Annotated in this window: 36 protein-coding genes and 1 tRNA gene; 5 read left to right on the forward strand and 32 right to left on the reverse strand. The window is 58.5% G+C overall.

What is annotated here, in order from left to right:
* Positions 1 to 3 precede the first annotated feature (3 nt).
* The 13 genes from AB4N84_RS27425 to AB4N84_RS27485 all read right to left on the reverse strand — a co-directional run bounded on the left by AB4N84_RS27425 (position 4) and on the right by AB4N84_RS27485 (position 9,900).
* Complete coding sequence (locus AB4N84_RS27425; RefSeq protein WP_460044115.1) at positions 4 to 654, reverse strand: phage tail protein; 651 nt, start codon at positions 652 to 654, stop codon at positions 4 to 6.
* A gap of 70 nt (positions 655 to 724) precedes the next feature.
* Entirely contained in the window at positions 725 to 1,135 is a 411-nt protein-coding gene (locus AB4N84_RS27430) for a phage tail terminator-like protein (RefSeq protein WP_460044116.1), read from the reverse strand.
* Complete coding sequence (locus AB4N84_RS27435) at positions 1,132 to 1,788, reverse strand: hypothetical protein (RefSeq protein WP_460044117.1); 657 nt, start codon at positions 1,786 to 1,788, stop codon at positions 1,132 to 1,134. The genes AB4N84_RS27430 and AB4N84_RS27435 overlap by 4 nt, the downstream gene beginning before the upstream one ends.
* Entirely contained in the window at positions 1,785 to 2,153 is a 369-nt protein-coding gene (locus AB4N84_RS27440) for a hypothetical protein (RefSeq protein ID WP_460044119.1), read from the reverse strand. Before AB4N84_RS27440 ends, AB4N84_RS27435 begins: the two co-directional genes overlap by 4 nt.
* Before the next feature lie 32 nt (positions 2,154 to 2,185).
* Positions 2,186 to 2,359 carry a hypothetical protein gene (locus tag AB4N84_RS27445; RefSeq protein WP_460044120.1) on the reverse strand — a complete coding sequence of 58 codons (174 nt, stop codon included), beginning with the start codon at positions 2,357 to 2,359 and terminating at the stop codon, positions 2,186 to 2,188.
* Between the two features lie 32 nt (positions 2,360 to 2,391).
* On the reverse strand, positions 2,392 to 2,895 hold the full coding sequence (locus AB4N84_RS27450; protein WP_460044121.1) for a DnaT-like ssDNA-binding protein: 504 nt from the start codon (positions 2,893 to 2,895) through the stop codon (positions 2,392 to 2,394).
* A gap of 28 nt (positions 2,896 to 2,923) precedes the next feature.
* Positions 2,924 to 3,505, reverse strand: a complete 582-nt coding sequence (locus AB4N84_RS27455; protein ID WP_460044123.1) for a hypothetical protein — start codon at positions 3,503 to 3,505, stop codon at positions 2,924 to 2,926.
* 50 nt (positions 3,506 to 3,555) lie between these two features.
* Positions 3,556 to 4,524 carry a major capsid protein gene (locus AB4N84_RS27460; protein WP_460044125.1) on the reverse strand — a complete coding sequence of 323 codons (969 nt, stop codon included), beginning with the start codon at positions 4,522 to 4,524 and terminating at the stop codon, positions 3,556 to 3,558.
* Between the two features lie 10 nt (positions 4,525 to 4,534).
* On the reverse strand, positions 4,535 to 5,242 hold the full coding sequence (locus AB4N84_RS27465; protein ID WP_460044127.1) for a hypothetical protein: 708 nt from the start codon (positions 5,240 to 5,242) through the stop codon (positions 4,535 to 4,537).
* Positions 5,243 to 5,280: 38 nt separating this feature from the next.
* A complete protein-coding gene (locus AB4N84_RS27470; protein ID WP_460044129.1) occupies positions 5,281 to 6,369 on the reverse strand; it encodes a minor capsid protein in 1,089 nt (362 codons plus the stop codon).
* Positions 6,344 to 7,810 (reverse strand): DUF4055 domain-containing protein, encoded by a 1,467-nt coding sequence (locus AB4N84_RS27475; protein ID WP_460044131.1) that lies wholly within the window; start codon positions 7,808 to 7,810, stop codon positions 6,344 to 6,346. Before AB4N84_RS27475 ends, AB4N84_RS27470 begins: the two co-directional genes overlap by 26 nt.
* Complete coding sequence (locus AB4N84_RS27480) at positions 7,810 to 9,297, reverse strand: terminase (protein ID WP_460044132.1); 1,488 nt, start codon at positions 9,295 to 9,297, stop codon at positions 7,810 to 7,812. Before AB4N84_RS27480 ends, AB4N84_RS27475 begins: the two co-directional genes overlap by 1 nt.
* Before the next feature lie 3 nt (positions 9,298 to 9,300).
* Complete coding sequence (locus tag AB4N84_RS27485; RefSeq protein WP_460044133.1) at positions 9,301 to 9,900, reverse strand: hypothetical protein; 600 nt, start codon at positions 9,898 to 9,900, stop codon at positions 9,301 to 9,303.
* A gap of 73 nt (positions 9,901 to 9,973) precedes the next feature.
* Between AB4N84_RS27485 and AB4N84_RS27490 the strand changes: the two genes are divergently transcribed.
* A complete protein-coding gene (locus tag AB4N84_RS27490) occupies positions 9,974 to 10,171 on the forward strand; it encodes a hypothetical protein (RefSeq protein WP_460044134.1) in 198 nt (65 codons plus the stop codon).
* Between the two features lie 16 nt (positions 10,172 to 10,187).
* On the opposite strand, the gene AB4N84_RS27495 is transcribed toward AB4N84_RS27490, so the two are convergent.
* The 18 genes from AB4N84_RS27495 to AB4N84_RS27580 all read right to left on the reverse strand — a co-directional run bounded on the left by AB4N84_RS27495 (position 10,188) and on the right by AB4N84_RS27580 (position 18,738).
* Positions 10,188 to 10,634, reverse strand: coding sequence for an Ntn hydrolase family protein (locus AB4N84_RS27495; protein WP_460044136.1), 447 nt, complete (start codon positions 10,632 to 10,634; stop codon positions 10,188 to 10,190).
* Positions 10,631 to 11,032 carry a DUF2829 domain-containing protein gene (locus AB4N84_RS27500; RefSeq protein ID WP_460044138.1) on the reverse strand — a complete coding sequence of 134 codons (402 nt, stop codon included), beginning with the start codon at positions 11,030 to 11,032 and terminating at the stop codon, positions 10,631 to 10,633. The genes AB4N84_RS27495 and AB4N84_RS27500 overlap by 4 nt, the downstream gene beginning before the upstream one ends.
* Positions 11,033 to 11,083: 51 nt before the next feature.
* Positions 11,084 to 11,269: a DUF7940 domain-containing protein gene (locus AB4N84_RS27505; protein WP_460044139.1), complete on the reverse strand. Its 186-nt coding sequence runs from the start codon at positions 11,267 to 11,269 to the stop codon at positions 11,084 to 11,086.
* 267 nt (positions 11,270 to 11,536) lie between these two features.
* Positions 11,537 to 11,845: a hypothetical protein gene (locus AB4N84_RS27510; RefSeq protein ID WP_120123338.1), complete on the reverse strand. Its 309-nt coding sequence runs from the start codon at positions 11,843 to 11,845 to the stop codon at positions 11,537 to 11,539.
* A gap of 64 nt (positions 11,846 to 11,909) precedes the next feature.
* Positions 11,910 to 11,985: transfer RNA gene (locus AB4N84_RS27515), tRNA-Met, on the reverse strand.
* A gap of 106 nt (positions 11,986 to 12,091) precedes the next feature.
* Positions 12,092 to 12,385: a hypothetical protein gene (locus tag AB4N84_RS27520; RefSeq protein WP_460044140.1), complete on the reverse strand. Its 294-nt coding sequence runs from the start codon at positions 12,383 to 12,385 to the stop codon at positions 12,092 to 12,094.
* Positions 12,386 to 12,515: 130 nt separating this feature from the next.
* Positions 12,516 to 13,202, reverse strand: a complete 687-nt coding sequence (locus tag AB4N84_RS27525) for a hypothetical protein (protein ID WP_460044141.1) — start codon at positions 13,200 to 13,202, stop codon at positions 12,516 to 12,518.
* Positions 13,199 to 13,762 carry a recombination protein NinG gene (locus AB4N84_RS27530; RefSeq protein WP_460044143.1) on the reverse strand — a complete coding sequence of 188 codons (564 nt, stop codon included), beginning with the start codon at positions 13,760 to 13,762 and terminating at the stop codon, positions 13,199 to 13,201. The genes AB4N84_RS27525 and AB4N84_RS27530 overlap by 4 nt, the downstream gene beginning before the upstream one ends.
* A gap of 115 nt (positions 13,763 to 13,877) precedes the next feature.
* Entirely contained in the window at positions 13,878 to 14,465 is a 588-nt protein-coding gene (locus AB4N84_RS27535; protein WP_460044144.1) for a DUF1367 family protein, read from the reverse strand.
* Complete coding sequence (locus AB4N84_RS27540) at positions 14,458 to 15,051, reverse strand: ead/Ea22-like family protein (protein WP_460044145.1); 594 nt, start codon at positions 15,049 to 15,051, stop codon at positions 14,458 to 14,460. Before AB4N84_RS27540 ends, AB4N84_RS27535 begins: the two co-directional genes overlap by 8 nt.
* Complete coding sequence (locus tag AB4N84_RS27545) at positions 15,048 to 15,323, reverse strand: hypothetical protein (protein ID WP_460044146.1); 276 nt, start codon at positions 15,321 to 15,323, stop codon at positions 15,048 to 15,050. Before AB4N84_RS27545 ends, AB4N84_RS27540 begins: the two co-directional genes overlap by 4 nt.
* Positions 15,316 to 15,621 carry a hypothetical protein gene (locus AB4N84_RS27550; RefSeq protein WP_460044147.1) on the reverse strand — a complete coding sequence of 102 codons (306 nt, stop codon included), beginning with the start codon at positions 15,619 to 15,621 and terminating at the stop codon, positions 15,316 to 15,318. The genes AB4N84_RS27545 and AB4N84_RS27550 overlap by 8 nt, the downstream gene beginning before the upstream one ends.
* A 106-nt stretch (positions 15,622 to 15,727) precedes the next feature.
* On the reverse strand, positions 15,728 to 15,910 hold the full coding sequence (locus AB4N84_RS27555) for a hypothetical protein (protein ID WP_460044148.1): 183 nt from the start codon (positions 15,908 to 15,910) through the stop codon (positions 15,728 to 15,730).
* Positions 15,907 to 16,077 (reverse strand): hypothetical protein, encoded by a 171-nt coding sequence (locus AB4N84_RS27560; protein ID WP_460044149.1) that lies wholly within the window; start codon positions 16,075 to 16,077, stop codon positions 15,907 to 15,909. The genes AB4N84_RS27555 and AB4N84_RS27560 overlap by 4 nt, the downstream gene beginning before the upstream one ends.
* Positions 16,074 to 16,604 carry a hypothetical protein gene (locus AB4N84_RS27565; RefSeq protein WP_460044150.1) on the reverse strand — a complete coding sequence of 177 codons (531 nt, stop codon included), beginning with the start codon at positions 16,602 to 16,604 and terminating at the stop codon, positions 16,074 to 16,076. Before AB4N84_RS27565 ends, AB4N84_RS27560 begins: the two co-directional genes overlap by 4 nt.
* A gap of 1 nt (position 16,605) precedes the next feature.
* Positions 16,606 to 17,454: an ATP-binding protein gene (locus AB4N84_RS27570; protein ID WP_460044151.1), complete on the reverse strand. Its 849-nt coding sequence runs from the start codon at positions 17,452 to 17,454 to the stop codon at positions 16,606 to 16,608.
* The gene (locus tag AB4N84_RS27575) at positions 17,405 to 18,250 is read right to left on the reverse strand and encodes a replication protein (RefSeq protein WP_460044152.1); all 846 of its coding nucleotides are present in this window, start codon (positions 18,248 to 18,250) and stop codon (positions 17,405 to 17,407) included. The genes AB4N84_RS27570 and AB4N84_RS27575 overlap by 50 nt, the downstream gene beginning before the upstream one ends.
* Positions 18,251 to 18,315: 65 nt before the next feature.
* The gene (locus AB4N84_RS27580) at positions 18,316 to 18,738 is read right to left on the reverse strand and encodes a phage regulatory CII family protein (RefSeq protein WP_460044153.1); all 423 of its coding nucleotides are present in this window, start codon (positions 18,736 to 18,738) and stop codon (positions 18,316 to 18,318) included.
* An 84-nt stretch (positions 18,739 to 18,822) separates the two neighbouring features.
* Between AB4N84_RS27580 and AB4N84_RS27585 the strand changes: the two genes are divergently transcribed.
* Positions 18,823 to 19,029: a hypothetical protein gene (locus AB4N84_RS27585; RefSeq protein ID WP_062390893.1), complete on the forward strand. Its 207-nt coding sequence runs from the start codon at positions 18,823 to 18,825 to the stop codon at positions 19,027 to 19,029.
* Here AB4N84_RS27585 and AB4N84_RS27590 read toward each other — a convergent pair.
* Positions 19,026 to 19,220, reverse strand: a complete 195-nt coding sequence (locus tag AB4N84_RS27590) for a Cro/CI family transcriptional regulator (RefSeq protein WP_074759074.1) — start codon at positions 19,218 to 19,220, stop codon at positions 19,026 to 19,028. The two genes, AB4N84_RS27585 and AB4N84_RS27590, sit on opposite strands and share 4 nt — an antisense overlap.
* Positions 19,221 to 19,254: 34 nt before the next feature.
* Between AB4N84_RS27590 and AB4N84_RS27595 the strand changes: the two genes are divergently transcribed.
* Genes AB4N84_RS27595 through AB4N84_RS27605 form a run of 3 tightly spaced genes read left to right on the forward strand, consistent with a single transcriptional unit; the run spans position 19,255 to position 21,649 of the window.
* Positions 19,255 to 20,136 carry a LexA family transcriptional regulator gene (locus tag AB4N84_RS27595; RefSeq protein ID WP_460044155.1) on the forward strand — a complete coding sequence of 294 codons (882 nt, stop codon included), beginning with the start codon at positions 19,255 to 19,257 and terminating at the stop codon, positions 20,134 to 20,136.
* 36 nt (positions 20,137 to 20,172) lie between these two features.
* Positions 20,173 to 20,751, forward strand: a complete 579-nt coding sequence (locus AB4N84_RS27600; RefSeq protein WP_460044156.1) for a DUF6932 family protein — start codon at positions 20,173 to 20,175, stop codon at positions 20,749 to 20,751.
* On the forward strand, positions 20,744 to 21,649 hold the full coding sequence (locus tag AB4N84_RS27605) for a hypothetical protein (protein WP_460044157.1): 906 nt from the start codon (positions 20,744 to 20,746) through the stop codon (positions 21,647 to 21,649). Before AB4N84_RS27600 ends, AB4N84_RS27605 begins: the two co-directional genes overlap by 8 nt.
* Positions 21,650 to 21,717: the final 68 nt, after the last annotated feature.

The following is a 21,717-nucleotide window of genomic DNA, read 5'->3' on the forward strand; positions in this document are numbered from 1 at the left end:
GGATTAGGCCGCCTTGTAGCGAGTTGGACGCGAGGCGAGCGACAAAGTGATAACGCGGGCCATGACATTGTTACGGGTCAGCGTCGGAGTCGGAGTGATCGACACATAGGCGTTGTAGTAGATGGTCGCGCCGTTTGGCAGGGTAAGACGGAGCACCCGCGGCTCACGATCATCGTCGGCGGCTTCGACGGCCGCAACGTACGGCAGGCTGTCGTCATCAGCGACAGTCAGCGACAAGGTGATCGGGCTCTTGGTGGTCGGCAGTTGGCGGTCATCCGACTCTTCCAAGAAGCCGAACGTAGCGAACTGCTGCTCACCACCGGAGCTGTTGTTGTCGGTAATCTGGCTGATCTGGGCCCAGCCGCTGGCAGCGCGCACAGACCCGAGACCCGAACCGGCGGTGTAAACGGACGTTTTGGTGGTGTCGATCCCGTCCAGTTCGAAACTATCAGTGTCAGAGCCGATCACGCGGACGACCTTATCGTTCAGGCGGGTCCAGCCCGACTTCACGACCAGCACATCACCATCTTCCAAGCCGTGCGCAGCGGATGTAGCCTCAGGCGGCTTGGCATTGGTGATGGCGGTGAAAGCCTTTGGCGCGCTGTAGGTGGCAGCAATTTCAAAGATCGAGCCGTTGGGAAGAATGGCGCTCATTGGGGTTTCCTCGTACAGAAATGAAAAACCCCGCACTTGGCGAGGTTCGGGGGTTTGCCCAATGGGCGGGTTATGCGCGGTCGGCCCGGTACTGAAATGAGGCCGATACGGTAAGAGTGGTGTCATCGACGATGGCGGGGCCAGGCTCGACAGGCGTAAGCACCATCACTTCGAAGTCGGCCTGCTGCAGTCGCAAAAAGGCCGGGAAGAGTTCGTCCAGGTCGTCAACCAGCCCTTCCGCATCGCCTGTTCCGTTTCCAGCAGGTGAGACGATGCTCATCTGGAAGACGCCGGTATAGACCCGGTCAGCGCCTTTCAGTGTCTGGGTGTCGGTGCCAGCGGGCAGCGTGAAGGCACGCAGATAGGTTTCGTCGGCACCAGGTTCGAATGCCACGCCCTGATAGGCGATCCGCAAGCTTCGTGGCGCCGCCCAAGCCGCAAGCTGCTGCTCGTAGATGCGACGGATGATCTGATGGCTCATACCTGGTTGTTCCTGATGGCCTCAAGCACGATCTGCTGGAAGCGCGCGACGGTTATACGGACCATGCCGCCGGGCGCCTGATGAGAATGGCCGAACTCCAGCGGTATCGCGTACGGCAGCGAGTTGGTGATGTAGGCCGTGTCGCCTGCCTTGAACTCGATTGCTCCATCGGCGATCCGTGCAGTGGACTTGCGCCCGCTCGGGTCGACCTCCTCCGTCGTGGTGCTGTCCGGCGAGCCGATGCTGAACATCCAGTTGCCACGAAAGCGCCCGCCGACGTAGTCCTTACCGGAAACCAGCCCATTCACATTGAAGTTCTGCACCCGCTCGGCCTTGGTCAGCGGCTTGGCGTATTTCACGCCGCGCTTCAGGTTGCCGTTGCGGGTGAAGTTGCTCGGCGTCAGCGAGGTGATGACGTTGCGCACTTCGACGTGCGCGTCGTAGGCATCGGCCTCAGCCTTGTTCTTTGCGCGGTGCGCGACGTTGGCTGCCCAGATTTCCGGATTGCCCACAGGCGACATGCGGATAACGCTGCTGCCGAGTTCGATCACAATCTCTCGCAGGCTCGCGTCGATTGCTTCCTTGGCCTGTTCGGCGAACTGAGCCAGGCTCAGCGCGAAGCTTCCGGACTGCCCGGCGCCCGCGCGGCTCATGACCGCACCTGTAGCTCGTACAACAGCGCCGTACCGGCCGGGTTGATCTCTTTCAGAGGCGGGATGATTGACCAGGTCTTACCCTGGATCACCGCCTTGCTCAACAGCGTTGGCGGCGCGGTAAGCCCGCTCGCGGCGATCTTCAGTTTCTTGTCGCCAACCTTGATCAGGCTGTTTGTCTGGAATTCTTGGCCGGTGAAGTCGAGCAGGATGCCTTGAGCGGTCCGCTCGGTGACTGTGTCCGGGCCGGTCTTGCCGGTGGCAGGGTCGTAGACGCCCTTGACCGTGTCGCGAATGGTGACCTGCTGACCAAACTCGGTGATCAGGTCCAAGGCCATCACGGCCATCTCGTCGTAGAAGGCCATGTTGGCTCCGTTAGGTGCTCAGGCAGGCAGGCTCAATGCACGGTTCTAGATGCGGCTTGCTCGTCCCTAATTTCATCGATTGCGTCTTTCAGCACTTCACTGAGGTAGTCTTTTGGTTCCATCCCCGCAGCTGCGGCCTGGATCTCGATCTGAAGCCATTCTTCCTCGGTGAATTTGACTCGGATTTTATCGTTATCGCTGCTCATAACCTGAACCTGACATTGGGTAACCAACTCTATCAGGCTCGCACGGCGAAGAGGCCCCGCCTCAGCAGGTAATCAGCAAACTGCGTTGCACTTGGCCGATCCGGCGCCGCGGGCAGAAGTCGGGAACTGTTGCTCGGAATCACAGCGTATTCCCGCGTCACCGCGCCTTCTACTCGGTCCAGCGTCACAGCGCCCTTCCGAAGCTCAGGCGGATCGATATCGTCAGCGTGAATCTCGGCGGCCAAGGCCATCTGGCCGTACTCGATGCGAGCTGGCAGATAGTTGTCGGGCTTGATCTCGCAGTCCAGCTCGACACCGCGCCGAGGCCAGGCCAGAGCCTGTTCACTCGACGTCTTCCTGCCCTTCCACGTCATGCCATCCATCGCCAAGGCGGCCCGGCGCAGCAATGCTTCCTGCGCTGGTTCGTCTGCCGGGATCGTCACGCCGAACTTTCCAGCGTAGATGACCAGATCGGCAGCGCTCGCGTAGCTTTCGGCATCAGGCTTGCCGGTGCCGTCCTCGGTGATAAGAGACATCTGTTTTTTCCCGATTCAGGTTTTGGGATCAGGCCGGCGGAAGATCGGCCACCAGCTTCTCCAGCGAATCTTTCGATGCGTTGGATCGGTAGCTTACACCGGCGTCATCCAGCTTAGCCTTCATGGCGTCCATTTCGTCAGCCTCGCTGATCCGCTTCGCGGCGGCTTCTTTCAGTTCGCGGTTCGCGGTGAGAAGACTTTCGTTTTCCCTGGCGAGCTCATTACGTTCCGTGACCAGTCCATCGCGTTCAGCCAGCAGTGACTGAAAGTTTTCAGATACTCGCGTCAGGCCCTCGTACAGCCGAATGGCAGTCCCACCCTCTTCAGGCCTTTGCAGATCACCGACAGCCAAGCCTTCGACAATCACTCCGACGGCTTCAAGTTCGCGGCGCAGGGCTTCAATAGCCGACCCATTGTCGCTACCACCAACAACCAGAACGCGCAGCTCCGGCCGAGTGGTGACTTCAGGCACGTCGACAGCCTCATCTTCACGACTGTCAGTCATGTTGGCATCAACGATGCGAAGCCCGCGCTCTTTGGCCAGCGCCTTCACATCTTCCTGGTATTGATGGAATGGTCCTTCCAGATACCAGATGTTTTTCTTGCTCATGATCACATCCTCGCCGAGCCGGGCACACGTCCCGGCTTGGACATCAAGGGTTACTTGGAAGCGTCACCGATCAGGGCAACACCAGCGGTGTCCTTGATGCTGGTGGCGGTTTTGTCCCAGTTAGTGCCGGTGGCCAGCGCCGCGCTGGAAGGCGACTTGCCGCCGTTCGCGGTGTCCCAGGTGTAGCCCTTCAGGCCGAGGCCGAAGGTGTAATCGACCTGGATGGTGGTCTCGATACGGGTCTGACCGTTGTTGGTATCGACGTTCGAGATGATGTCGCGGCTGTCATGAACCAACGCTGCGCCGGAGGCCAGGCTGAGGATGATTTCCTTGTTCGGCGTGCCGGTCTGGGAAAGCGCCGGAGCATCGGTGACCACGGAGGTCTTACCGAGGATGTCCACGACACGAACGTTGCCGGCCAGGAACAAGTTCTGGGCGTTGGCCAGGTTCTGGCCGACCAGCTTATGCCAGGTGCTGCCGGTCATTACCTGAGCAATGAGGTTCTGACTGGCGTCACCGAACTTGGCGTGCGAGCTGTTCAGCCCCGCTTGGGTGATGCCCGCGGTAGCCGACACGTCGTTGACCGCAGCAGCCTGAGCAGTAATCGCGGCGACCAAAGCGGCGATGGCGGTGTTCAGCTGGTCCTTCAGCAAGATTTCGGCGAACGCGCGCGACGCAACCTCGATGCCTTGTGCAGTCGGACGCTGCAGCCAGGTCATTTGGGATGGCTCGTAGCGAACCGGACCGAAGCCACCTGCCACCTTCACGGTGGTGTTCTGCAGCTCGGTCAGATCGACCGGAGTTACAGCAGCCTGAGCGGCGTAACGGTTCACGCGGCGCTGAGCGGCAGCAAGGTTCTGGAAGAACGACTCTTGCAGGAAGTCGCCGGTGAAGCCGTCCGGAGACAGCACGATCGCGCCGTTGCTGGCAGCGTTGAACGCCGCAAGCATTTGGTCCAGGGTCTCCAGAGTCGCCGGCATGACGTAATCGTTGAAGACCTGCATTTGAGACAGGGACATGTGTTATTCCTTAATTGAGAGGGAGGTCCGGGAACCTGCTGGCGATTGCCGCAGTGCGTTCCGTTTTAGTGCCGCCGATGTTTCCTTTTGCGGCCCCGCCGCCATTCCCAGCACCAGCAGCCCCGCCGCCCGATGCCTTACTGCCAGCGATCAGCGGCGCGAACGCCGTGTCGTTGGTGAATTCTGCTTTCAGCTCATCCAGCGTTGCCGCCGAGAGCTTGCCGGCCTGATCGAGAACCACGACGGTTGGTTTACCGTCACGCAGTTCAACGCTCAGGCGGCGTTCGATGTGAGGTAGCAACGCCTTGGCGCTGCCTGGGATGGCCAATGCTGCTGCGATGTCAGTCGCGGTGCGGCCCACGGTCAGATCCCGGATCTGACTACCGAGGCTGCCACGCTCCTGCTCGAGCAAGCCGTTCAGCTCAGCTTCGCGGCGGTTGTATTTTTCCGACCAGGACTTTTCCAGCTCTTCAACGTTGCCGGACTTGCGCGCGGCTTCTTCCCGCTCCAGGCGTGCTGCCTCTTCGGCATCCTTGCGCGCTTTCTCGGCTGCTTTCTTCTCGCCGAGCAGCTCTTCGACCTTGGATTTCAAGCCAGAAACGTCTTCTGGTTGTGGCAGGCCTTCGATGCCCAGCACGAATTTGCCGTCTTTCTCGGTGTACAGCGCGCGCACGGATTCGTCGACGCCATCAAGGGTGTCCAGTTGGAACTTCAGCATTGGTTGTCTCCCGGAGACTTAGACGCAGGCCCTGCCTGCTATTTGATTCCTGCCCGCTCAAACGCCAGAGGCTCAAGAGCCTTCATCTGATCGAGGGTCAGTGGTGCGAAATTGCGGTCGAGCTGTAGTTCTGAGAACCGTTCGACGGTGAGGCCGCCATCGCGGAGCAGCTTTGCTCGAGCAGGGCCAATGGCCTTGTCCTGAAATGCAGCTGGCTGCTGTGTGAGCCAGTCGTAATAGCTGAGGTCTGCCCTCACCTGTTGAGGCCCGCTGTCCCCGACAGAGGCTCGCGTGCCGTCTTTCGAGAGCAGCGCGCTGAATCGCGTGATCGCCACCACAGTTGATCGACAATTGATGTGGATCGGTGGCCTCGGCCCTTCGATCAACTTGAAGCGTCGGCCATCCAGCGTCCTGCACTGGGCAGTCGTCTTCGAATCCAGCGTGCTGACCCATTCGACAGACTGAACGACGTCGCTGTTTTCCTTCAGCGTCTCCATCCGCGCCTGGGTGGCAACGTGTTGGACTGCTGTGCGCACGACTGAACCGGCATTGCGGTTGGTCGTGGCCAGGATGCCGTCGTTGAAGTTGAGCGCCTTGGTCCCGCGGATGTTCTTGATGATCTGGAAGTTGGTCTGGCCTTCGAAGAAGCCCTGCCTGATCGCGCCAGTGAGGCGTTGCCGCTCTGTCGAGGTGAAGCCTTCAATGAACGAGTCGAGCAGCTTGCCGCCGTCCGCACCGCGCACGCTGAGCGGGTTGGTTAGGATTGCCGCCCTGATCGCAGCAGAGCCGGGTAAGGCGGCGTCGAACGTGATGCTTGGCGGCGCCGCGCGCGTCAGGCTGGTCGCCTCGAACTGCGCCTCGTAGTTTGCGATATCCACCAGGTCGAGATTCAACTGATCACTGAACCGGTCGAAGATGCCCAGCAGCAGGCTGTCGACTTCCTTCAGTAGGCGCTCAAGACGCACCGCTGTGTAATCGGTCAGATCAGCCTTGGTCAGCCGATCGCGGATGCTGCGGTCGATCTCTTTCAGGAACGGGGCGAACTTCTTCACTTCGCCCGACTTCAGCTGCTCCAGGAAGACCGCGTGCCGGATGGTGGCGTCAAGGATTGCTTGGTTGGCCGCCATTGCCGGTTACCCCTGTCTCGTCGTCCAGGCCCAGTCCCGCCGAGTCCGTTTCCAGCTCGTCGCGAACCTGATCGTCCGTTTTCTCCGGATTGATGATTCCGCGATCGCGCAGGTACTGCCAGAAGTCGGTCACCGGGAGGCGACCGCCCTGCACGGCGTTGAAGAGCGCGGCCATGATGTTCGCGTCCAGGCTGATCTGCGTGAAGTCCTGATTCAGCTTGTACTCAGTCTTGCCGGATGCACCAGTGAACTCGGCCATCCAGACCAGGCACTGGGTGTAAGCCTCGCTGACGTTGCTGACCACCAACGAGAGCACGCTGTGTTCGGCGGCGCTGTCGCTGTCGGCCTGCGTTGCGGTCTTCACCGCGCTGCCTCGCTCGATCAACCGGGCACCCAAGGAGACCAACTGCTCTTCCTTGGCGTCCATGGCCTCTTTGATCATCGTGTTGGCTTGAGCCTGCAGGATGCCCGCCGAACCATTCGCCGGCAGCGGTAGGATCGCGCGGGAACCGAAGTAGATGCCCTTCTCTTCCAGCATCTTGACCCACTGCTCATCGAGTCCGGCCATGAACACCTGCGGCTGGCCCATGAGGAACGCCGCGTCTTCGTAGTCGGCGCTGTTCCGGTAGTGACCGATGTTGACCTCGGCCATGTCGTACAGCGGTGAGTCGTCGATGCTGGTGTCGTTATTCTCGCTGCCGAGGAACTGGAACGGGATCACCTTCCACTGTTGGCCGGAGCCATTGAGCGGGGTGAACGGCGGCACAATCATCTCGGTGACTGCCGATCCTTCCTGCCAGACCTCTTGCGTGTAGATGCCGGCTGCGTCAAGCCGGAGCACGCGGTACTGAACCACCTGCTCACTGCCGAAACCATCGTCTGTATCGATGTCGACCGTCTCGCGCAGAACCACCAGGCTCAGCAGGTGTTGGCCACCGACCTGGCGAGTCTTCCAATTGCGAATGGCCTCCGCTGGGTAGCTGCTGAGGTTTGCCCGGGCGCGACCGGCGATCTCATCGGCCTTGCTGACGCTTCCTGCTTCGACCGCTGCATAGTCCACCAGCAGCCCGTGCCGACCGACCTCGAGAAGATGCCCGATCACCGATTGAGACTGCTGGTAGATGCTGACGCCCTGCCCGTCGATGTCCTTGGACACGTATTCGAGAGCACCAGGAGTGGTGAGCGTTGGCCAGGTGCGGAACACAGCACCCACCAGGCTGTGTTTCGTCCTGCCCGTTGCGTTGTAGAAGACGGCGCGGGCCTTGTAGCCCCTGTACCGCTCTGCGTTCTCTTTGCTCATGTCATGAGCGTTGGGCTTTGGCAGATACAGCTCGCCAGCGGCTTTGATGGTTTCGGAGCCTTTGCAGACGTCACGCACCAGGCGCCAGCGGTTCTTCGCCGCGTCGTACTCCGGGCGGGTGAATGTGACGTCGTTTGCCATCAGCGTGCGAATCCCATGTTGATTGAGGTGGCCGGCTTGCGGCTGCTCTTCGTCACTGCGAAGTAGCGGAAGGCGTCACCGCCGTGAGAGGTCCAGTCGTGCAATGGTTTGTCTTTCCAGCAGCCTCGCTTGTCGTCCCACTCCTTGCGGTAGTTCTCCAGACAGGCGATGCCCGACTCGCACTTGGCTTCGTCGAACACGCACAGGGGCAGGATCTCCCGCACCTGCTCAATCCCGTCGTTGACGCCGATCTTCGGCACCACCTGGAACGTGAGCGTGTATTTCTGGCCGTCGATCTCGTATCCCTCGCGGGCGATTTCTCGGCGTGTCTTGGCATCGCTGCCGAACTCGCGGTTATCGATGTCGTGCGGGCCCCAGTGCTCGGAGTAGGTGTAACCCTTGTCCTTGAGCACCTTCATGTAATGCCGCAGGCCTTCGCCGCTGTTCTCGTAGTAGTCGATGACGTGGTACTGCTCGCCAACCTTGCGAACGAACCAGATTGCCGTGGAGTCGCCGACACCGATGTCCCAGAAGGTCATCACCGGCAGGTGGCTGTTGTTCGGAATTACGCCGATGCGTTGTTCCGCATACAGCCTGCGGAACTGTGCGGCGTAGTACGCGCCTTCAACTGACTGCTGGAATGCCTCAGTCGGTATCGACGGGTATTCCCGTTTCATGTCGTCGCCGAGGGTCTTCTCTTTGGCGGCGTACCAGGCGCGCTGGCCATGGCTCGTGAATATTCCGTGCTTGGCGAACAGCTCATCGAAGTAAGCGGTCAGCCGATTGGCAATGATCACGCCTTCGGACTCAAGCGAGTACAGCGGGTTGCGCCACCAACTGAAGAAAAAGAACTTCCAGTCCAACAGGCCGAGCGGAACACCGGAAAGCTGCTGCTTCTCAGCGCTCTGCGAGTAATCGAAGAAGTAACCGGCACGCCCCTCTGCCGTCGACTCAATCGTGACGAAGCACTCAGCAGCGACGGCCTCGAATGCGCCGGTGACGATCTCGCGAGCCTTGTGCGGGAACTTGGCGCAGATCTTCCCAAACTCGGACACGTGCAGGTAACGCAGCGTGCCGCCTCGGAAGGAGGTGGAGACGTAGAGCGAACCGCCTTTGCTGAAAACCAGCTCGCCGGCGGCGTCATTGCGCGCTGGATTGGCCGCTTTGATCTCGCTGGGCAGATTGTCGTACGCGTACTTGACCTTTTCCCGGAACAGGCGCTTGGCGTCGTTCAGGGTGTGAGCGATCAGTGCGCACTTTGCCGCTTCAAACAGCGCAGCATCCAGCTGGACAATGCAGACCAGTGTCGTGAACCCAAGCTGCCGCGCCTTCAGGATGATGTTGCGGGTGTGCATCCCTTGGAAGTAGTCGATCTGCTCCTGCGTCATGCGGAAGCGGACTTTCTTCCCGTTCTTGTCGGTGATGAAGTAGAGGTTGTTCAGTCGCCAGAACCGGTCCCGGAGCAATTTCAGGTGCTCGGGCTTCATGCGTCAGGCTTCCTTCGATAATTCATCCATCAGCTTGGAGAGGTCTTCCGAGTCGTCAGTCTTCTCTTTCTCATCCAAGCTGTAGGCCTGGCGCTCGAGCACCTGGAGATTCTTCATGGCTGACGAAAGCTGAAACAGCGTCTTGGCGTTGCTGGGGAGTGCTACAGCGGAAAGCATCGTCGCCCGGCGCATACCGTTTGTGTCATCAGCAGTTTCGGCTTCAATCGAGTCCTCGATCTCTTCCCGCCTGCTGATCGTGGTCAGCAGGTCATCCATCAGCAGGTTCGCAAGGTTCGTGGCCTTGCGAATGTCACGGCGGTGGCTGCGAACAACCCGTGCGCCCTCTTCTGCGGCCTCTTCGACGATCTCAGCATCACGCTCAGGGTTCGCACATTGCTCTTCGCGAACCTCACCGCGAACCAGCTTGTTGCGAACCTCTTTGCGCACCTGCTCAGAGAGGTCGCGAGCCCAGCCCGATGCCTTGGCTTTTTTGCGGATAGCGGTATCACTGATCCCATTACGCTCGGCAATGGTTCTAATGGAAAGCGCACCCGCCCGGTAGGCGCGTTCGATGGCCTCCCAGTCGGGTTGCTTGGTGGTCATGATTTACCTGTGGCTTGAAATATTGGCTGGCAGCCGGTATTGATGAGAATCAATTCACTGCAAGGAAGTAGATATGTCCGAAACATTGGTGGCTCTTGTAAAAGTCCACAGCCAAACGAACGAAGGCGCGAGACGTGCAGCATCTGTTGCCGCCGCCCTTGAAGCGATACTGACGGCGGTTGCGAATCCGGCCAATGGCAGCGCTCTGGGCAACGAGATGGGAAACCTTTCGAAATATGCTGATCAGATCCAATCAGCACTTAAAGGCTGATGCTTCCCGTGCCGCACTAACCCTGCGGCACTTCCTCGACCTTGATCACCACCGCCCGAATCGTTCCACCAGTGCTAGTATCTCGCTTTGCCGCAATCTCCACCGCCTGAACAGCCGTTGCGCCCATGTCCATCGCCGCGAAAGCGTATGGCGTCCCGCTGCCTATGGCGTACGGGCGATCCATCATGACCGGAGCCTTCCAAAGACCGCTGGTGTCATCCACCGCGACCATCATCAACTTGTCGCCATCCAGTACGAGGGCAGAGACATCGATGTTGCCGTCAGGCTTCGCGCCGAAGTACACATCCAGCAGACGCGGGTAATCCGAGACTGCACCTGAGCAGAAGAACTTCACACCCTCCCGCTCAAGGCATTTCTCGTAGTCGTCATAGGTGATGACGTCACCACGGGTGATCTGGGAGTCATAGGCGATGACGCCGTCTTTGTAGGCGATGGTCGTCATTCACACACCGTCCAGTCATCCGACAGCACATCAGTCTGCGATGCGAGCCAAGGAACAAAGTGCTCGTCCGCCGTTTTCATACCGATCCACGGCAGCGGCTTCAAAGCCTCGTGCTGAAAGGCAACTGTCTCGGCCAGGTCTTCAGGAACGAGCTTCAGCCACATACCCTTCCCGTTCCATCCATGGCGCGCAACGCGCTTACCCTGCTTCATCGCGGCAACCGCCAGGCCGAAGCTCATGCCGGTGCGGGTGTCCGGGATCAACTTGTCCAAATCGGCCATCAGCGCACTGGCCTTGCAGACCGCATTTGTCAGCTCCACGGATGCTCCGCATGCCTCAATTGCCTGGCAGACCTCATAGGCTTGCAGAATGAGGGGGTGGCGAGTGATGTCGGTCATGTTCTATCTCCACGCGCGCCACGAAACGGACGCATCTGAATTTGTGGCGCGCTATTGATCGGTCGGAGGTTCGTGGAGCTTCGATTGCTGCACCACCCTTGCTACGGCAACCGCCACGCTGAGCGCCATGTTCACGCTGGCGAACACCAGCGGGTTCACTGCACCCTGAAACACCGACCACGCGACCGCAGCAGCGTTGACCGCGGCAATCAGCGCGGCGAGTTGAACGCTGGTCATTCGCCAGGCTTTCCGCCATTCAGGGATGAGGGCCATGTTCTGCGTCCGAGGGAATGAGTTTTTCGAGGCTTTCTGCGTAGCGCTTCCAGTCGTCACGGCTTTTCGTCACGCGGCGTAGTTCGGCTTCGCTGGCAGCCTCTGGCTTTGGGCATTTGGTTGGCGCCGAGGTGAAGCGGTAAACCGTCGTGTGCTGTGCTGGGCGCGGGTCATGAATCACTTCTCTCGGCGCGCAGCCGGCAAGCAATAGCACCACAACCAGTGCGCACCTCACTTTGGCCGTCCGAACGACTTGACCATCTCGGTGAGCGAGTCCAGGCGGAAGTCTTGGCGCTGGTCGGAGCTCCGCAAGGTGTCGATGAACTTGTCACCGGCATCGCGCGACCGTTCGAGGGAGTCGACTCGCTGAGTCAGCAGAGCCTGGCTTGTTTGGTATGCGTTCAGCGAGGCTTGAAGCGTGGACAACGAGCCCACGACATATACGAACGCGCCAATCGCAGCAGCAGACAGGATTGTCTGAAGGACGGGCACGACGATTTTGAACACCGTGCTGTCAGCGATGCGGGATACGTCGGTCATGGGCTTTCCGAATAAAAACGCCCGGCGTGAGCGGGCAAAGGCGCTGGAGGAGCAGCGATGGAAATGGATGCGAGGGCAGGATTCGAACCTGCGACCTTCGGGATATGAGCCCGACGAGCTGACCGCTGCTCTACCACGCAATGAGTTGGAGTGTTTCCGGGAAAGGGCCCGATTGAGGCCCTTTCCTCGGTGACACTGAAAAGCCCGGCGCAGTGTCCGGGCTTTTCGTTTTCGCACCAGGCGGATTCAACTGATCGGCAGGTTGTCGATTTCCGGCTTCGGCTTGGCCGATGCCATCTCGAAGTGATTGCTGGATGCGCGCAGGTTCGATTTCAAGGTTTCGTCGGCAGCCTCGGTGCTCGTTCGCCACGCTACCAGGGTTACTTCCAGACGCTTAAGCGCCACCCCTTGAGGCTCACCCATGGTGCGGACCACTTGATACGCAGCAGTGATCGGATCGGCCAGCGCAGTAAGGGAGAAACAGGACAGGCAGGCGGCGAGCGCGAGCCCCAGATACATGGTCAGTCGCTTCATCATCATTCAGCAATCCTCGGAGGTCTGGTTTTCTTCAGGCACAAAAAAACCCGCTGGTGGGCGGGTTTCTCGGTCTACTTCGCCAGAGGCGAAATTGTGACAGTGACGAAATAGTGCCAGATCGCTCCTCAAATCGTCAAGCGGCAATTTCACGGTCATTTTCTGACCCTTCACGCATCATCGCGACCACCGCCGAAACCGGCTTGAGCGCCTGTTTGTCGAGCTTGTCGATATGCGTGCACAGGGCATTCCAAATCTCTTCCCAGTCCCGCGCCCAGTTCTGCGGATTCATCTTCTCGCCAGTCCGGTCCTCGACGAACATGCATACCCCGCCTGGCCCCATGCCTGTTCCACCACCCACGATCATCTTATGCGACTGGAGGGCCGCCATAGCCATCCAGTAGGCGCGCTGCTTCTTGCGGTCTGTGAGCGATTCCATACCACTACCCAGCCAGACGAGACCGTGCGCAATGCTGAGGTCGTTACCGGTCGCGACCGGTGAGTACATGAAATTGCCGAAGTGACGCAGCGACTTGGGCAGCGTATCAATCGCGCGCAGCACCAGCCCGGCAATGAGCATGTGAGCGCAGCGCGATTCGGAGAGGCGACGGCCAGAACGCGTTTCCATCACGCCCTCCTTCCGAACCTCGTAAACCCTCGCCACTTCCTGACCATCATGGTTTTCCAGCATGACCATGATCTTGGTATCTCCGGCGCCGCTCTTCTTGCCCAGGAGGGCCTGTTCAGCAGCCACCGCCAAAGCCGAAGGACGGTGTTCGTGCAGTGCATCGTGCCAAGCCTGACGCGCTCCGATAATTTTCATGCTACTTCTCCCCGTTTCAACTCTCTGGTCAGTGCCCTGTAGTGCGCGGTCAGCGCCTTCAGCTCGTCGATCGTGTATTTCTTTGGTTCATGCGGGCCTTCAAGCCAGGCCACCTTCTCCTCGCCGATCCGGCGTATCAGCTCGAGCCGGTAATTCAGCAGGTCGCCAGACTTGTGCGTGTTGCACGGGGCACATTGTTTCCAGACGTTGAGGGGGTCGAAGCGGATCGCAGGATGCGCCGAGACGGTCCGATAGTGCCCTGCGTGCCATTGGCCTTCGTGGTGACGGCCACAGCTCACGCAAGGAAGCAAAATATCTCGTTCGCGCACCCAAGCGTTGAAAGCCTGCTGGGTATCCTTGAGGTGCTCTGCCCTGCTCTTCAGCTTCTCCTTGCGAACCTTGATCTCCCGACGCTCGCGTTGAGCAATCGACTTGCGCTGCCTCTCCTGTGCCTGGCGGGCCAAAACGACGGCACAGTCCGGCGAGCACCATTTCTGGAAGCTGCGCGTCGGGGTGAAGGTGGCGCCACACCCGGAGACACGGCAGCGCTTCGGCCGCATCGGCTTATCGGAGCGAGGGATCACAGCCCACCCCCGAACTGATGCGCGCATGGGTTGGAGTGATAGCTGTGCTCGAGCATTGTGGCGAGGGACCGAATGAGGGCCGCAACGGTCTTCATGCGAAGCCTCCAATCATGTCGGCGGCAGCCTGGGCGTCCTGCTCGGTTTCGAAATGCGCAGACAGCACCAGTCGCCAGCAGGCGTTGAAGACGTCGCGGTAAAGTGGTTCGAACTCGGTGTCGTCCATCGAAGCCCAACTGATCGACTTGCGCTCCTTTCGGATGCCGTCTGGCGTTTGCACCAAGTGGAAGTGCCCGGCCTCGATGGTGATCCAGTCGCGGAAAGCCTCGCGGCTCTTGTCCACGGCTGGGAATCGTTCGGCGCGCTCGGCTTCGATCTGTGCGACGTACGCGGCCACAGCCTCCGACAACTGACCTGGCTTGCCGCTAGCCTTCTCGAAAAACTTGGCCAGCCCCTGGATACCACGCAACTCCTGACGCGGTACCAGCCCGCCGACTGGCTCCCAGTACTCCCACGCTAGATCGAGCATTGAGAAGAACTTGCCGTGGAATTTTGCGTTCCGCATCTTGGTGAACTTGCCGTGGATGACCTGACCGGCCTTCCACTTCTGCATGGTTTCGCGGTCGGCTTCGGTGGCGGGGACCAAACCTTGAGCGGTGCGAATGAGCGCGACTTCAGCCATTGTCGGACTCCTTGATCAGCACTGCCCGATAGCAGGCAATCTCAGCCATGTCGCGGTCGTACTCGCGACGAGTGACTGGATGCATATCGTCAGGTAGCTGGCCGCCAAATTTCTGGAGCATTTCCCCGTGGAGAGATTCGCAGCACTCTCCGAGCTCCCCGCGCAACATTTCGTTCTCGGCCTTGATCCGCACGATCTCTTCCTCAGCAGCCTGCTTGCCCGCGCCGAGGTCGAAGTTCTCAGCCTTGAGCTGGTCGCGCTCCTTGGTGGCCTTGTTGCAAGCACGAACGGCAGTAGTTAGATCCTTCCCCGTGGTCTTGCAGCTCCCGCGCAGACTGCCGTTCTCAAAATGCAGACGCTCAATCTCCGCGATCAGCTCAAGAACTGCGGCAGGGTTGGCGGCGGCGATGAATTCCTGATTCGCAAAGTTCTGCGGGATGTCTTCGCGCACATTCGCATGCATCGAAACCATGCCAATGTGTCGGTAATCGGAATTGATAGAGCCTTCGTGCCGCTCGTTTTCTGCATGCCACGGGCCTGGGGTAGCAGCCTCAGCCAGCGCCTTCAGGGCTTTGATGTCGGTCACGGGCGTATCTCCGGGACTTCATCCAGCAGCCAATACGCCAGCCTTTCGCGCCATGTCAGGTAACGGAACTTCCCCCGAGCATTGCGTATAACAATGCCATCTTTCTTGCGGTAGACGCTTACATTGCACTGGTCCAGCGCGTGCGATGCTTGGAGCAACGTGCGCTTTGGGCAGAACTCACCACCATCAAGCTCATCGAACGACAGAGTGTCGGCGTAGGACTGAAGGCGAGAGGCGAGTTTGCTTTCGTATGTTCCGTGTTCGTTATGCATTGGGGTTCGCTCCTACTTTCACGCCTGCGGCTTCGATGACTGCGGTCAAATCGTTGATGTACCTGGGTTCGTTGAAGCAGCCACCTTCCACATCGTCGTAATAGTCCTGGTACTTCTCGGCGAAGCGACTAGGCAGATCGATCACCAATGCCGCGCGGGACTGCGCCCAGCCTTTCTGGAAGGCTTCCCAGTCGGCCTGAGCCATAGGGTCGATATAGTTGTTTCCCTTGGGAGGTTGGCGACGGTGGTCACGGCCATTTGTGCGCTCGAACTCTTTGCGTATGAAATCGATGCTCATCTGAACAAAACTCCAGAAGGCTTCTGCGCAACGCGCTCAACTTGGTGCTGGCAGCCATAGGCGGCTACCACGACGATGATGGTCAGGACGATCCAGATTCGGTTGGTCATGGCTTCACCGCCTGCCAGTAGGAGCCGTTTGCCGCGACCAAACCTTTCCGTTTAAGCCGCTGGCAAGCTTTGCTAACGTCTTCGCGGCTTGCCTGCATACGCCCGTGCATCGCCCATGCCGTGCAGCCTTCGACGCTGCGCAGGTAATCCAGAACTTTGCTGTCAAGTGGATTGCTCATGGCTTCACCTTTTCGAAATGCGGCTGCGCCCGACGCTGGCTGCCGTCATGGCGCACAAGGCGGTTATCCGCACCCTTGGTCATGAGCGTCATGTCGTGGTGGCTCCGGGAGACCTGGAAGCCTTCGGACTTGAGGGAGTCGATGGTCTTTTGTTGGTTGGGGGTCATGGGCGGCCACCTTTAATTTCAGAGAGCTTCCTGCGAAGCCTTGCGCTGACGGTTTCCGGGTGAGGGCCTACGAATTCCTCCCAGGTTGGTGGAACTGGCTCACCGACCAGCAGCTTCAGCCGACGGTTCTCAGCCATCAGAGTGATGACCTGGTCCGTAACTTGATTGGCTCTGCCCCCGCTTATCAGCTTGAGCAACCTTCCGCTCTGTGCATCTTTCTGGAGCGCGTGGTTTTCACTGATCAAACGATTTCTCACCAAGCAGACTGTCTTGTAAGCCTCCTCGAATCCTCTGCGGCGTTCCGCGAGCGATGCGAACTCCTCGCCAATCTTCCGTGCGTTCTCAAGCTCCGCGATGACAGGGGCGACGTGGTGTTCATACAGCTGGGCCATTTCTCTGGTCAGAAATTCGCGCTCATCGTCAGTCATGCCGCTGGTGCCGAAAGCGTGAGTGCGCTTTTCGAGGCCGAAGTCATGCCGCCAGGTCTGGCACATCCCGTTGATAATCTTGTCTTTGGTATCCGTCATGTCAGAAACCCTCCTTGCCGCGCTGGGATTCCCAGGTGAATAAAACCAACTTCCCGCCGTTCTCACGCAGGCGGTCCACGACACGGTCACCCATGTAGGTGGGCAATTCGTCCCGACCACGGTTGGAGATGACGATGGTTGGCTTCAAGGCCTCATACCGGGAGTTGATCAGCTCGAACATCACGGTTCGTTCGAACTCGGTCGCGTTCTGCACACCAACCTCATCGAGGATCAGCAGGTCAGGCGCGGCGAAGAGCTGGTAGGCCTGGACCTCGTTGTGCGCGGTATCACGGTCGAAGGAAGCCTTGACGTGACGGATCACCGACCCAGCGGTGACGTACAGAGCGGCCAGGCTGAATTCGCGGATAATGTGATTTCCGACAGCGGTGGCGAGGTGAGTTTTGCCCGTGCCGACGTTGCCCAGCAGCATCAGACTACGGCCACGCTTCGCGTGCGCGGGGAAGTTTTCGGCGTACTCCCGGCAGATGTTCACCGCCTGCTTCTGCTCTGCGCTTCCGACGTGGAAGTTTGCAAATGTGCGTTCGGCAAATCGTGCCGGGATGCAGGAACGGCCGACGCGGGACTCAATCGAGCGGCGAGTATTCTCCCGGATCATCTTCTCCTGCTCGATCCGATCAGCCTCGATTCGCTTTTCCTCGGCGCACTGCTGGCAACCAGACCAGACCGCTGGCCTTGCCTTGCCCAACCCGGTCAGGAAGTCGGTGTAGGCGCCGTGATCGGAGCACACACGCTTCTCGCTCGAAATGGTCTTGCCGAAGTCGCCCATCAGGCTCACGACGTTAGATACGGTACGAGCCATCGTCATTCCTCCCGCCGTTTCCGGCCGCATGATTGACCTGATTCAAGTTGGTGTGACGGGACTGCGTGACGGACTGGGGAGTGCTGGCGAAGCGCTTGATGATCCAGGACGAGTCGAAGCCCTGCCAACCGTTGAGCACCGCGATGTCGACAGCGACGTCTGCGGCGATACCCACAGCGGCGCACTTGGCGAGTTCGGCGTTCACGTTCGCCCAGACCTTGGCCGTGATCGGCGCACGCTTGGTCTTGCGAAGAGCGAGGTAATCAACGATCTGCTGCTCGCTCACACCGTGGGGGTTGTCGGCCAGCAACTGTGCTTTGCCGAACGGAGCTTTCCGGTCTGGTTTTGCTTCTGGCTGCTCTTGGGGCGGATTAATCTCTTTCGTAGAAAGAGTTAATAGGGGTTGTTCTTTCTTAGAATAAAGAAGGGAGTCGTCGGTTTTGGTCTGACTCGGAAATGTTACGACTCGGCTCATATCATCCGAGTCAGACCGTATGGTCCGATTCGGACATTCGAAATACACCCACTCTTTCGGGTCGCAAATGCTGATGTCACCACGCGAACCACCCTCGCGATGAATGACCCGGCGCTTCAGCAGGTGGCTGATGGCCTTGGAGGCTACGTCAGGGTGAATGTTGGTCGCCTTGGCTACGTCGGTAGCCTTGATGCGTACAGCGCCCGCCTGGAAGTTGATAGTGGCTTTGGCAATGTACAGAGCCACCTTCAGCTCTCGCCCAGGCAGATCGATAGCCATCAGGCCATCCATAATCTGGTTGTCCATTCGGGTGAACCCTCGGGACTTGTGTATGTGGGTGATGTTTGTCATGATTCGTCTCGTTGAATTGCTGTTGAAAGAACCGCCCGGCCAGGCGGTTTTTTTATGCCTGAAATTCAGGCTGCTCGGACCGACGCATCCATCACATCCAGGCTCTTACGAACGTGGTCGATCTCGACGCGGATCTGGGCTTTCTCGAATGCGCTGACGTGGTTGTCGTCGAGCGCTTCATGCACGGCGATGGTCAGGTCGGCCACTTCTTTGCCAACGTTGATCAGCGATGAGGTCAGCGCCTGAGGCTGAGCCGGAGTTTTCGAAACCAGCTCGAAACCGAACTCATCAGCCAGTTCCGCCAATGGGCGCATGTCGCCGGAATGCAGCAGCAGCGCATACAGGTGCTTCACGTTCATCCAATGAGCGTCGTTGTCTGGGTTGGCACGCTGCAAAAGGCTCACATGCGGCATGTTCATCAAGGTCGCCAGCTTCTTCGCTTCAGCGTCCTTCACGGCGTCGTGGCATGCCCTCAGAAAACTTTCCATACGTAAAACCTCGGCACTGTTTCAGTGGTGGCGCAGTGCCAACACGGGGAAAATTGGTCAACTCAAACGATCAAGGACGTATCCATGACCGACTCTTCCGAACTGCAAGGCGAGATAACCGCCCTCTGCTGCTTTGTGGGTGCCTTGGCATCCACCCTGCCCTTGTCTTCTCAGATGAGGCTCTGGCCTGCGTTCGAGCAGAAGGCCAGTCAGCTACGTGACCAGTTGAGCCAAGAGGCTCTGCGCGGCTTCGAACTGGCGACGATCTCGCTCAGCTCGAAGCGCGGTTAGGCCGCTGTTTTTTGGGAAGGAAACGGACGCTGCTCCAGCGCCGTAAGACTTCCGTCCTCATTGCAGAAAACAACGACGTCTCGGCCGACTCGGATGGCCTTGCTCAGGGCTCCTTGAGTGCAGCCAAGCATCTGCGCGGCCTTGGTATGGCCGTGCTCTTTTGCGAATTCAGAAAGCGGGATACGGCGCATTGCGACGTCCTCTACGTGTTTGCTCGGCGCCAGTATGACCGCCGGTATTGTTGCCAGTCAATACCGGCGATATTGGTTGCCCGAATACCGCAGGTATTATGATTTGTGGATGACTAAAGACTCTCGAAGACTGCCGCTTGCCGATTGGCAACTGGACGATAGCGACCGCCTGAAGGAAATCTTTCAGAGGAAGCGCGCGGCTTTAAAGCTCACTCAGGAAAAGCTTGCTGAGGGATTGGGTGATGGCGTTACCCAGGGCGCGATCAGCCATTTTATGAATCGTCGTACAGCTCTTAGTCTCAAGGCTGTTGCTGTCTTTGCGAAAATGCTTGATGTGAAGATCGAGGACATAAGCCCTACCTTGGCGCGTCAGATCGGCGAACTGGGTCTGGCCGCTCCGGCCGAGGTGAAGCACTCGCCAGGCGTGCACTCAAGAACGGCAGCAAATACCCCTTTCCCTGTCGGCGGCGATACTGAAGCCGCCGAAGACAAGTACGCGCACATTCCTCAGTACAGCGCGAAAGCAGCTGCAGGCCTTGGGCACGAAAATCCGCACGTTGAGTCAATTGCGACGCTCGCTTTTAAGAGGGAGTGGCTGCGCATCAAAGGCGTGAAGGCTGAGAACCTTTTGGTGATCTATGCCGAAGGCGACAGCATGTGGCCGACGATCAATGACCACGACGTGCTCCTGGTGGACAAGTCGAAGATCGAGCCGGCCGATGGGCATGTGTTCGTCCTGTCGAGCACGGATAAGGGTGCAATCGTGAAGCGCCTGGTGCAGTCGCCCTTGGGCGGATGGATCATCCGAAGCGACAACGAGGACAAGGATGAGTACGGCGATCTGCTGCTTGCCCGTAGCGACGTTAATGAGCATCGAATCATTGGCAAAGTCATATGGCGTGGCGGCGACTTGTAACCGACGTTATAAAATTTACAAGCAAGGAGGCGCAGGATGATCCCCAGTTGGAATGCCGAGGGCTTAATACCTCCGGTCAATGACACTAACCCCGCAGGGTTAGACAGATCTCCCTATGAGGTAGATTTGGTCGCATTTGTTGAGCATTTCGCTACGAGCAACGACCGCTGTGCTATTTTGGAAGGCTATTTGGCTCACCGGACGGAACTGCACACGCTCGGTATGCATGACGGCTTTCAGTGGCTAGACGGGAGCTTCACCGAAAATATCGAGCTGATAGAACGACGCGCCCCTCGTGATATTGATGTCGTTACGTTCATTTCTGCTGGTGACGACTTCTACGATGCCCTTACTCCCGACCAGTTGCGCTTGCTAGGACAAACCAGAGCCGATAAAGCTTTCATCAAGCAGCAATTTAAAGTCGATTTCTATGTCCAATCATTACTTGACCCTCCAGAAATGATCGTAGAAATGACGGCGTACTGGTATGGGATGTGGGCGCACCGACGTTCCAAACAGTGGAAAGGTTTTCTCAAGGTGGATCTAAACTCATGGCAGGATCAGGCAGCGCTCGCAGCGTTGGCGGCCAAACGGCAGGAGCTCGCCCATGAATAGAAACGAATACGTTCATCGTTCGGCTGAGTTGGTTTTCCTAGAAAAACAGCTAGCTAAGCCTGGTATCACCAAACTGTCGGCGATGTCCATAAGATCTAGGATTGAGGAAACCCGTTCGTATCTTGATGCCCACGGGGAAAATGCCTATCAGCCAGCCAAAGTCATCCTGACCTATAGAGGAGCGCCTGTCTGGGGTACTCATGGTGTGCTTGCTGAGTTCGGCACTGCTGCCACACAGGCATTCAGCGAGGCAATTGCGACTATTGCCGCTTCGCTATCGGGCGTGCTTGCTGATAAGGGGCCGATTCCGAACAGATCAAGCAATCAGCTTCTAATTACAGGCACCGCCTTGGGGTCTTTTGGATTTGAGCTGGAAGAGGCTCCTGCAGAGAGACAGCTTGAAATGGAGGGAACCACTTCCGTTTCACAAGCTATCGATCTGATGACCGATCTATTAGAGGCGACAACCAAGACCGACGAGGAGCTTTCTGAGCCTGTTTCACGGCTGGCGGATCGTGCGATCGCCAGCGTGTCAGACTTTTTGGCGAAGCTCTCCACATATGAAGCTTCCTGTTCGCTGACAACCCGATCCAAACGGTTCCAGTTCACGGATGCGGAGCAGGTGCGCCGGAGTAAAGAGCGTCTCAGTCTGGATAACATAAAGGAGACAGTTGAGACCTTTACTGGAGAATTTATTGGCGCTCTCCCTGACAAACGAGCTTTTGAGTTCAGAACCAGTGATGGTGAGGTGATATACGGCAGCATCCCTCGGGACATCGCAAATCCAAACTCCGTGAATCAGAACCTTTATCGGCGATTTGAGATTACCTTGAGCGCGAGACGCATTGGTTCTAGCAGGCCAAGATACGTTATTCAAGCGCTCCCCTGGGCAGACTGAATCAGTCTTACCATGATCTGAAGCCCGCCACTGAGCGGGCTTTTTTGTGTCCGCATATTGCTATTCGT

The organism is Pseudomonas sp. S2_H01 (genome assembly GCF_054668305.1).

Excerpts from the sequence above, each read along its gene's own strand:
- AB4N84_RS27425 (WP_460044115.1), bottom strand. The coding sequence starts at position 654 with ATGAGCGCCATTCTTCCCAACGGCTCGATCTTTGAAATTGCTGCCACC.
- AB4N84_RS27430 (WP_460044116.1), bottom strand. The coding sequence starts at position 1,135 with ATGAGCCATCAGATCATCCGTCGCATCTACGAGCAGCAGCTTGCGGCT.
- AB4N84_RS27435 (WP_460044117.1), bottom strand. The coding sequence starts at position 1,788 with ATGAGCCGCGCGGGCGCCGGGCAGTCCGGAAGCTTCGCGCTGAGCCTG.
- AB4N84_RS27440 (WP_460044119.1), bottom strand. The coding sequence starts at position 2,153 with ATGGCCTTCTACGACGAGATGGCCGTGATGGCCTTGGACCTGATCACC.
- AB4N84_RS27445 (WP_460044120.1), bottom strand. The coding sequence starts at position 2,359 with ATGAGCAGCGATAACGATAAAATCCGAGTCAAATTCACCGAGGAAGAA.
- AB4N84_RS27450 (WP_460044121.1), bottom strand. The coding sequence starts at position 2,895 with ATGTCTCTTATCACCGAGGACGGCACCGGCAAGCCTGATGCCGAAAGC.
- AB4N84_RS27455 (WP_460044123.1), bottom strand. The coding sequence starts at position 3,505 with ATGAGCAAGAAAAACATCTGGTATCTGGAAGGACCATTCCATCAATAC.
- AB4N84_RS27460 (WP_460044125.1), bottom strand. The coding sequence starts at position 4,524 with ATGTCCCTGTCTCAAATGCAGGTCTTCAACGATTACGTCATGCCGGCG.
- AB4N84_RS27465 (WP_460044127.1), bottom strand. The coding sequence starts at position 5,242 with ATGCTGAAGTTCCAACTGGACACCCTTGATGGCGTCGACGAATCCGTG.
- AB4N84_RS27470 (WP_460044129.1), bottom strand. The coding sequence starts at position 6,369 with ATGGCGGCCAACCAAGCAATCCTTGACGCCACCATCCGGCACGCGGTC.
- AB4N84_RS27475 (WP_460044131.1), bottom strand. The coding sequence starts at position 7,810 with ATGGCAAACGACGTCACATTCACCCGCCCGGAGTACGACGCGGCGAAG.
- AB4N84_RS27480 (WP_460044132.1), bottom strand. The coding sequence starts at position 9,297 with ATGAAGCCCGAGCACCTGAAATTGCTCCGGGACCGGTTCTGGCGACTG.
- AB4N84_RS27485 (WP_460044133.1), bottom strand. The coding sequence starts at position 9,900 with ATGACCACCAAGCAACCCGACTGGGAGGCCATCGAACGCGCCTACCGG.
- AB4N84_RS27490 (WP_460044134.1), top strand. The coding sequence starts at position 9,974 with ATGTCCGAAACATTGGTGGCTCTTGTAAAAGTCCACAGCCAAACGAAC.
- AB4N84_RS27495 (WP_460044136.1), bottom strand. The coding sequence starts at position 10,634 with ATGACGACCATCGCCTACAAAGACGGCGTCATCGCCTATGACTCCCAG.
- AB4N84_RS27500 (WP_460044138.1), bottom strand. The coding sequence starts at position 11,032 with ATGACCGACATCACTCGCCACCCCCTCATTCTGCAAGCCTATGAGGTC.
- AB4N84_RS27505 (WP_460044139.1), bottom strand. The coding sequence starts at position 11,269 with ATGACCAGCGTTCAACTCGCCGCGCTGATTGCCGCGGTCAACGCTGCT.
- AB4N84_RS27510 (WP_120123338.1), bottom strand. The coding sequence starts at position 11,845 with ATGACCGACGTATCCCGCATCGCTGACAGCACGGTGTTCAAAATCGTC.
- AB4N84_RS27520 (WP_460044140.1), bottom strand. The coding sequence starts at position 12,385 with ATGATGATGAAGCGACTGACCATGTATCTGGGGCTCGCGCTCGCCGCC.
- AB4N84_RS27525 (WP_460044141.1), bottom strand. The coding sequence starts at position 13,202 with ATGAAAATTATCGGAGCGCGTCAGGCTTGGCACGATGCACTGCACGAA.
- AB4N84_RS27530 (WP_460044143.1), bottom strand. The coding sequence starts at position 13,762 with ATGCGGCCGAAGCGCTGCCGTGTCTCCGGGTGTGGCGCCACCTTCACC.
- AB4N84_RS27535 (WP_460044144.1), bottom strand. The coding sequence starts at position 14,465 with ATGGCTGAAGTCGCGCTCATTCGCACCGCTCAAGGTTTGGTCCCCGCC.
- AB4N84_RS27545 (WP_460044146.1), bottom strand. The coding sequence starts at position 15,323 with ATGCATAACGAACACGGAACATACGAAAGCAAACTCGCCTCTCGCCTT.
- AB4N84_RS27550 (WP_460044147.1), bottom strand. The coding sequence starts at position 15,621 with ATGAGCATCGATTTCATACGCAAAGAGTTCGAGCGCACAAATGGCCGT.
- AB4N84_RS27555 (WP_460044148.1), bottom strand. The coding sequence starts at position 15,910 with ATGAGCAATCCACTTGACAGCAAAGTTCTGGATTACCTGCGCAGCGTC.
- AB4N84_RS27560 (WP_460044149.1), bottom strand. The coding sequence starts at position 16,077 with ATGACCCCCAACCAACAAAAGACCATCGACTCCCTCAAGTCCGAAGGC.
- AB4N84_RS27565 (WP_460044150.1), bottom strand. The coding sequence starts at position 16,604 with ATGACGGATACCAAAGACAAGATTATCAACGGGATGTGCCAGACCTGG.
- AB4N84_RS27570 (WP_460044151.1), bottom strand. The coding sequence starts at position 17,454 with ATGCGGCCGGAAACGGCGGGAGGAATGACGATGGCTCGTACCGTATCT.
- AB4N84_RS27575 (WP_460044152.1), bottom strand. The coding sequence starts at position 18,250 with ATGACAAACATCACCCACATACACAAGTCCCGAGGGTTCACCCGAATG.
- AB4N84_RS27580 (WP_460044153.1), bottom strand. The coding sequence starts at position 18,738 with ATGGAAAGTTTTCTGAGGGCATGCCACGACGCCGTGAAGGACGCTGAA.
- AB4N84_RS27585 (WP_062390893.1), top strand. The coding sequence starts at position 18,823 with ATGACCGACTCTTCCGAACTGCAAGGCGAGATAACCGCCCTCTGCTGC.
- AB4N84_RS27590 (WP_074759074.1), bottom strand. The coding sequence starts at position 19,220 with ATGCGCCGTATCCCGCTTTCTGAATTCGCAAAAGAGCACGGCCATACC.
- AB4N84_RS27595 (WP_460044155.1), top strand. The coding sequence starts at position 19,255 with ATGACCGCCGGTATTGTTGCCAGTCAATACCGGCGATATTGGTTGCCC.
- AB4N84_RS27600 (WP_460044156.1), top strand. The coding sequence starts at position 20,173 with ATGATCCCCAGTTGGAATGCCGAGGGCTTAATACCTCCGGTCAATGAC.
- AB4N84_RS27605 (WP_460044157.1), top strand. The coding sequence starts at position 20,744 with ATGAATAGAAACGAATACGTTCATCGTTCGGCTGAGTTGGTTTTCCTA.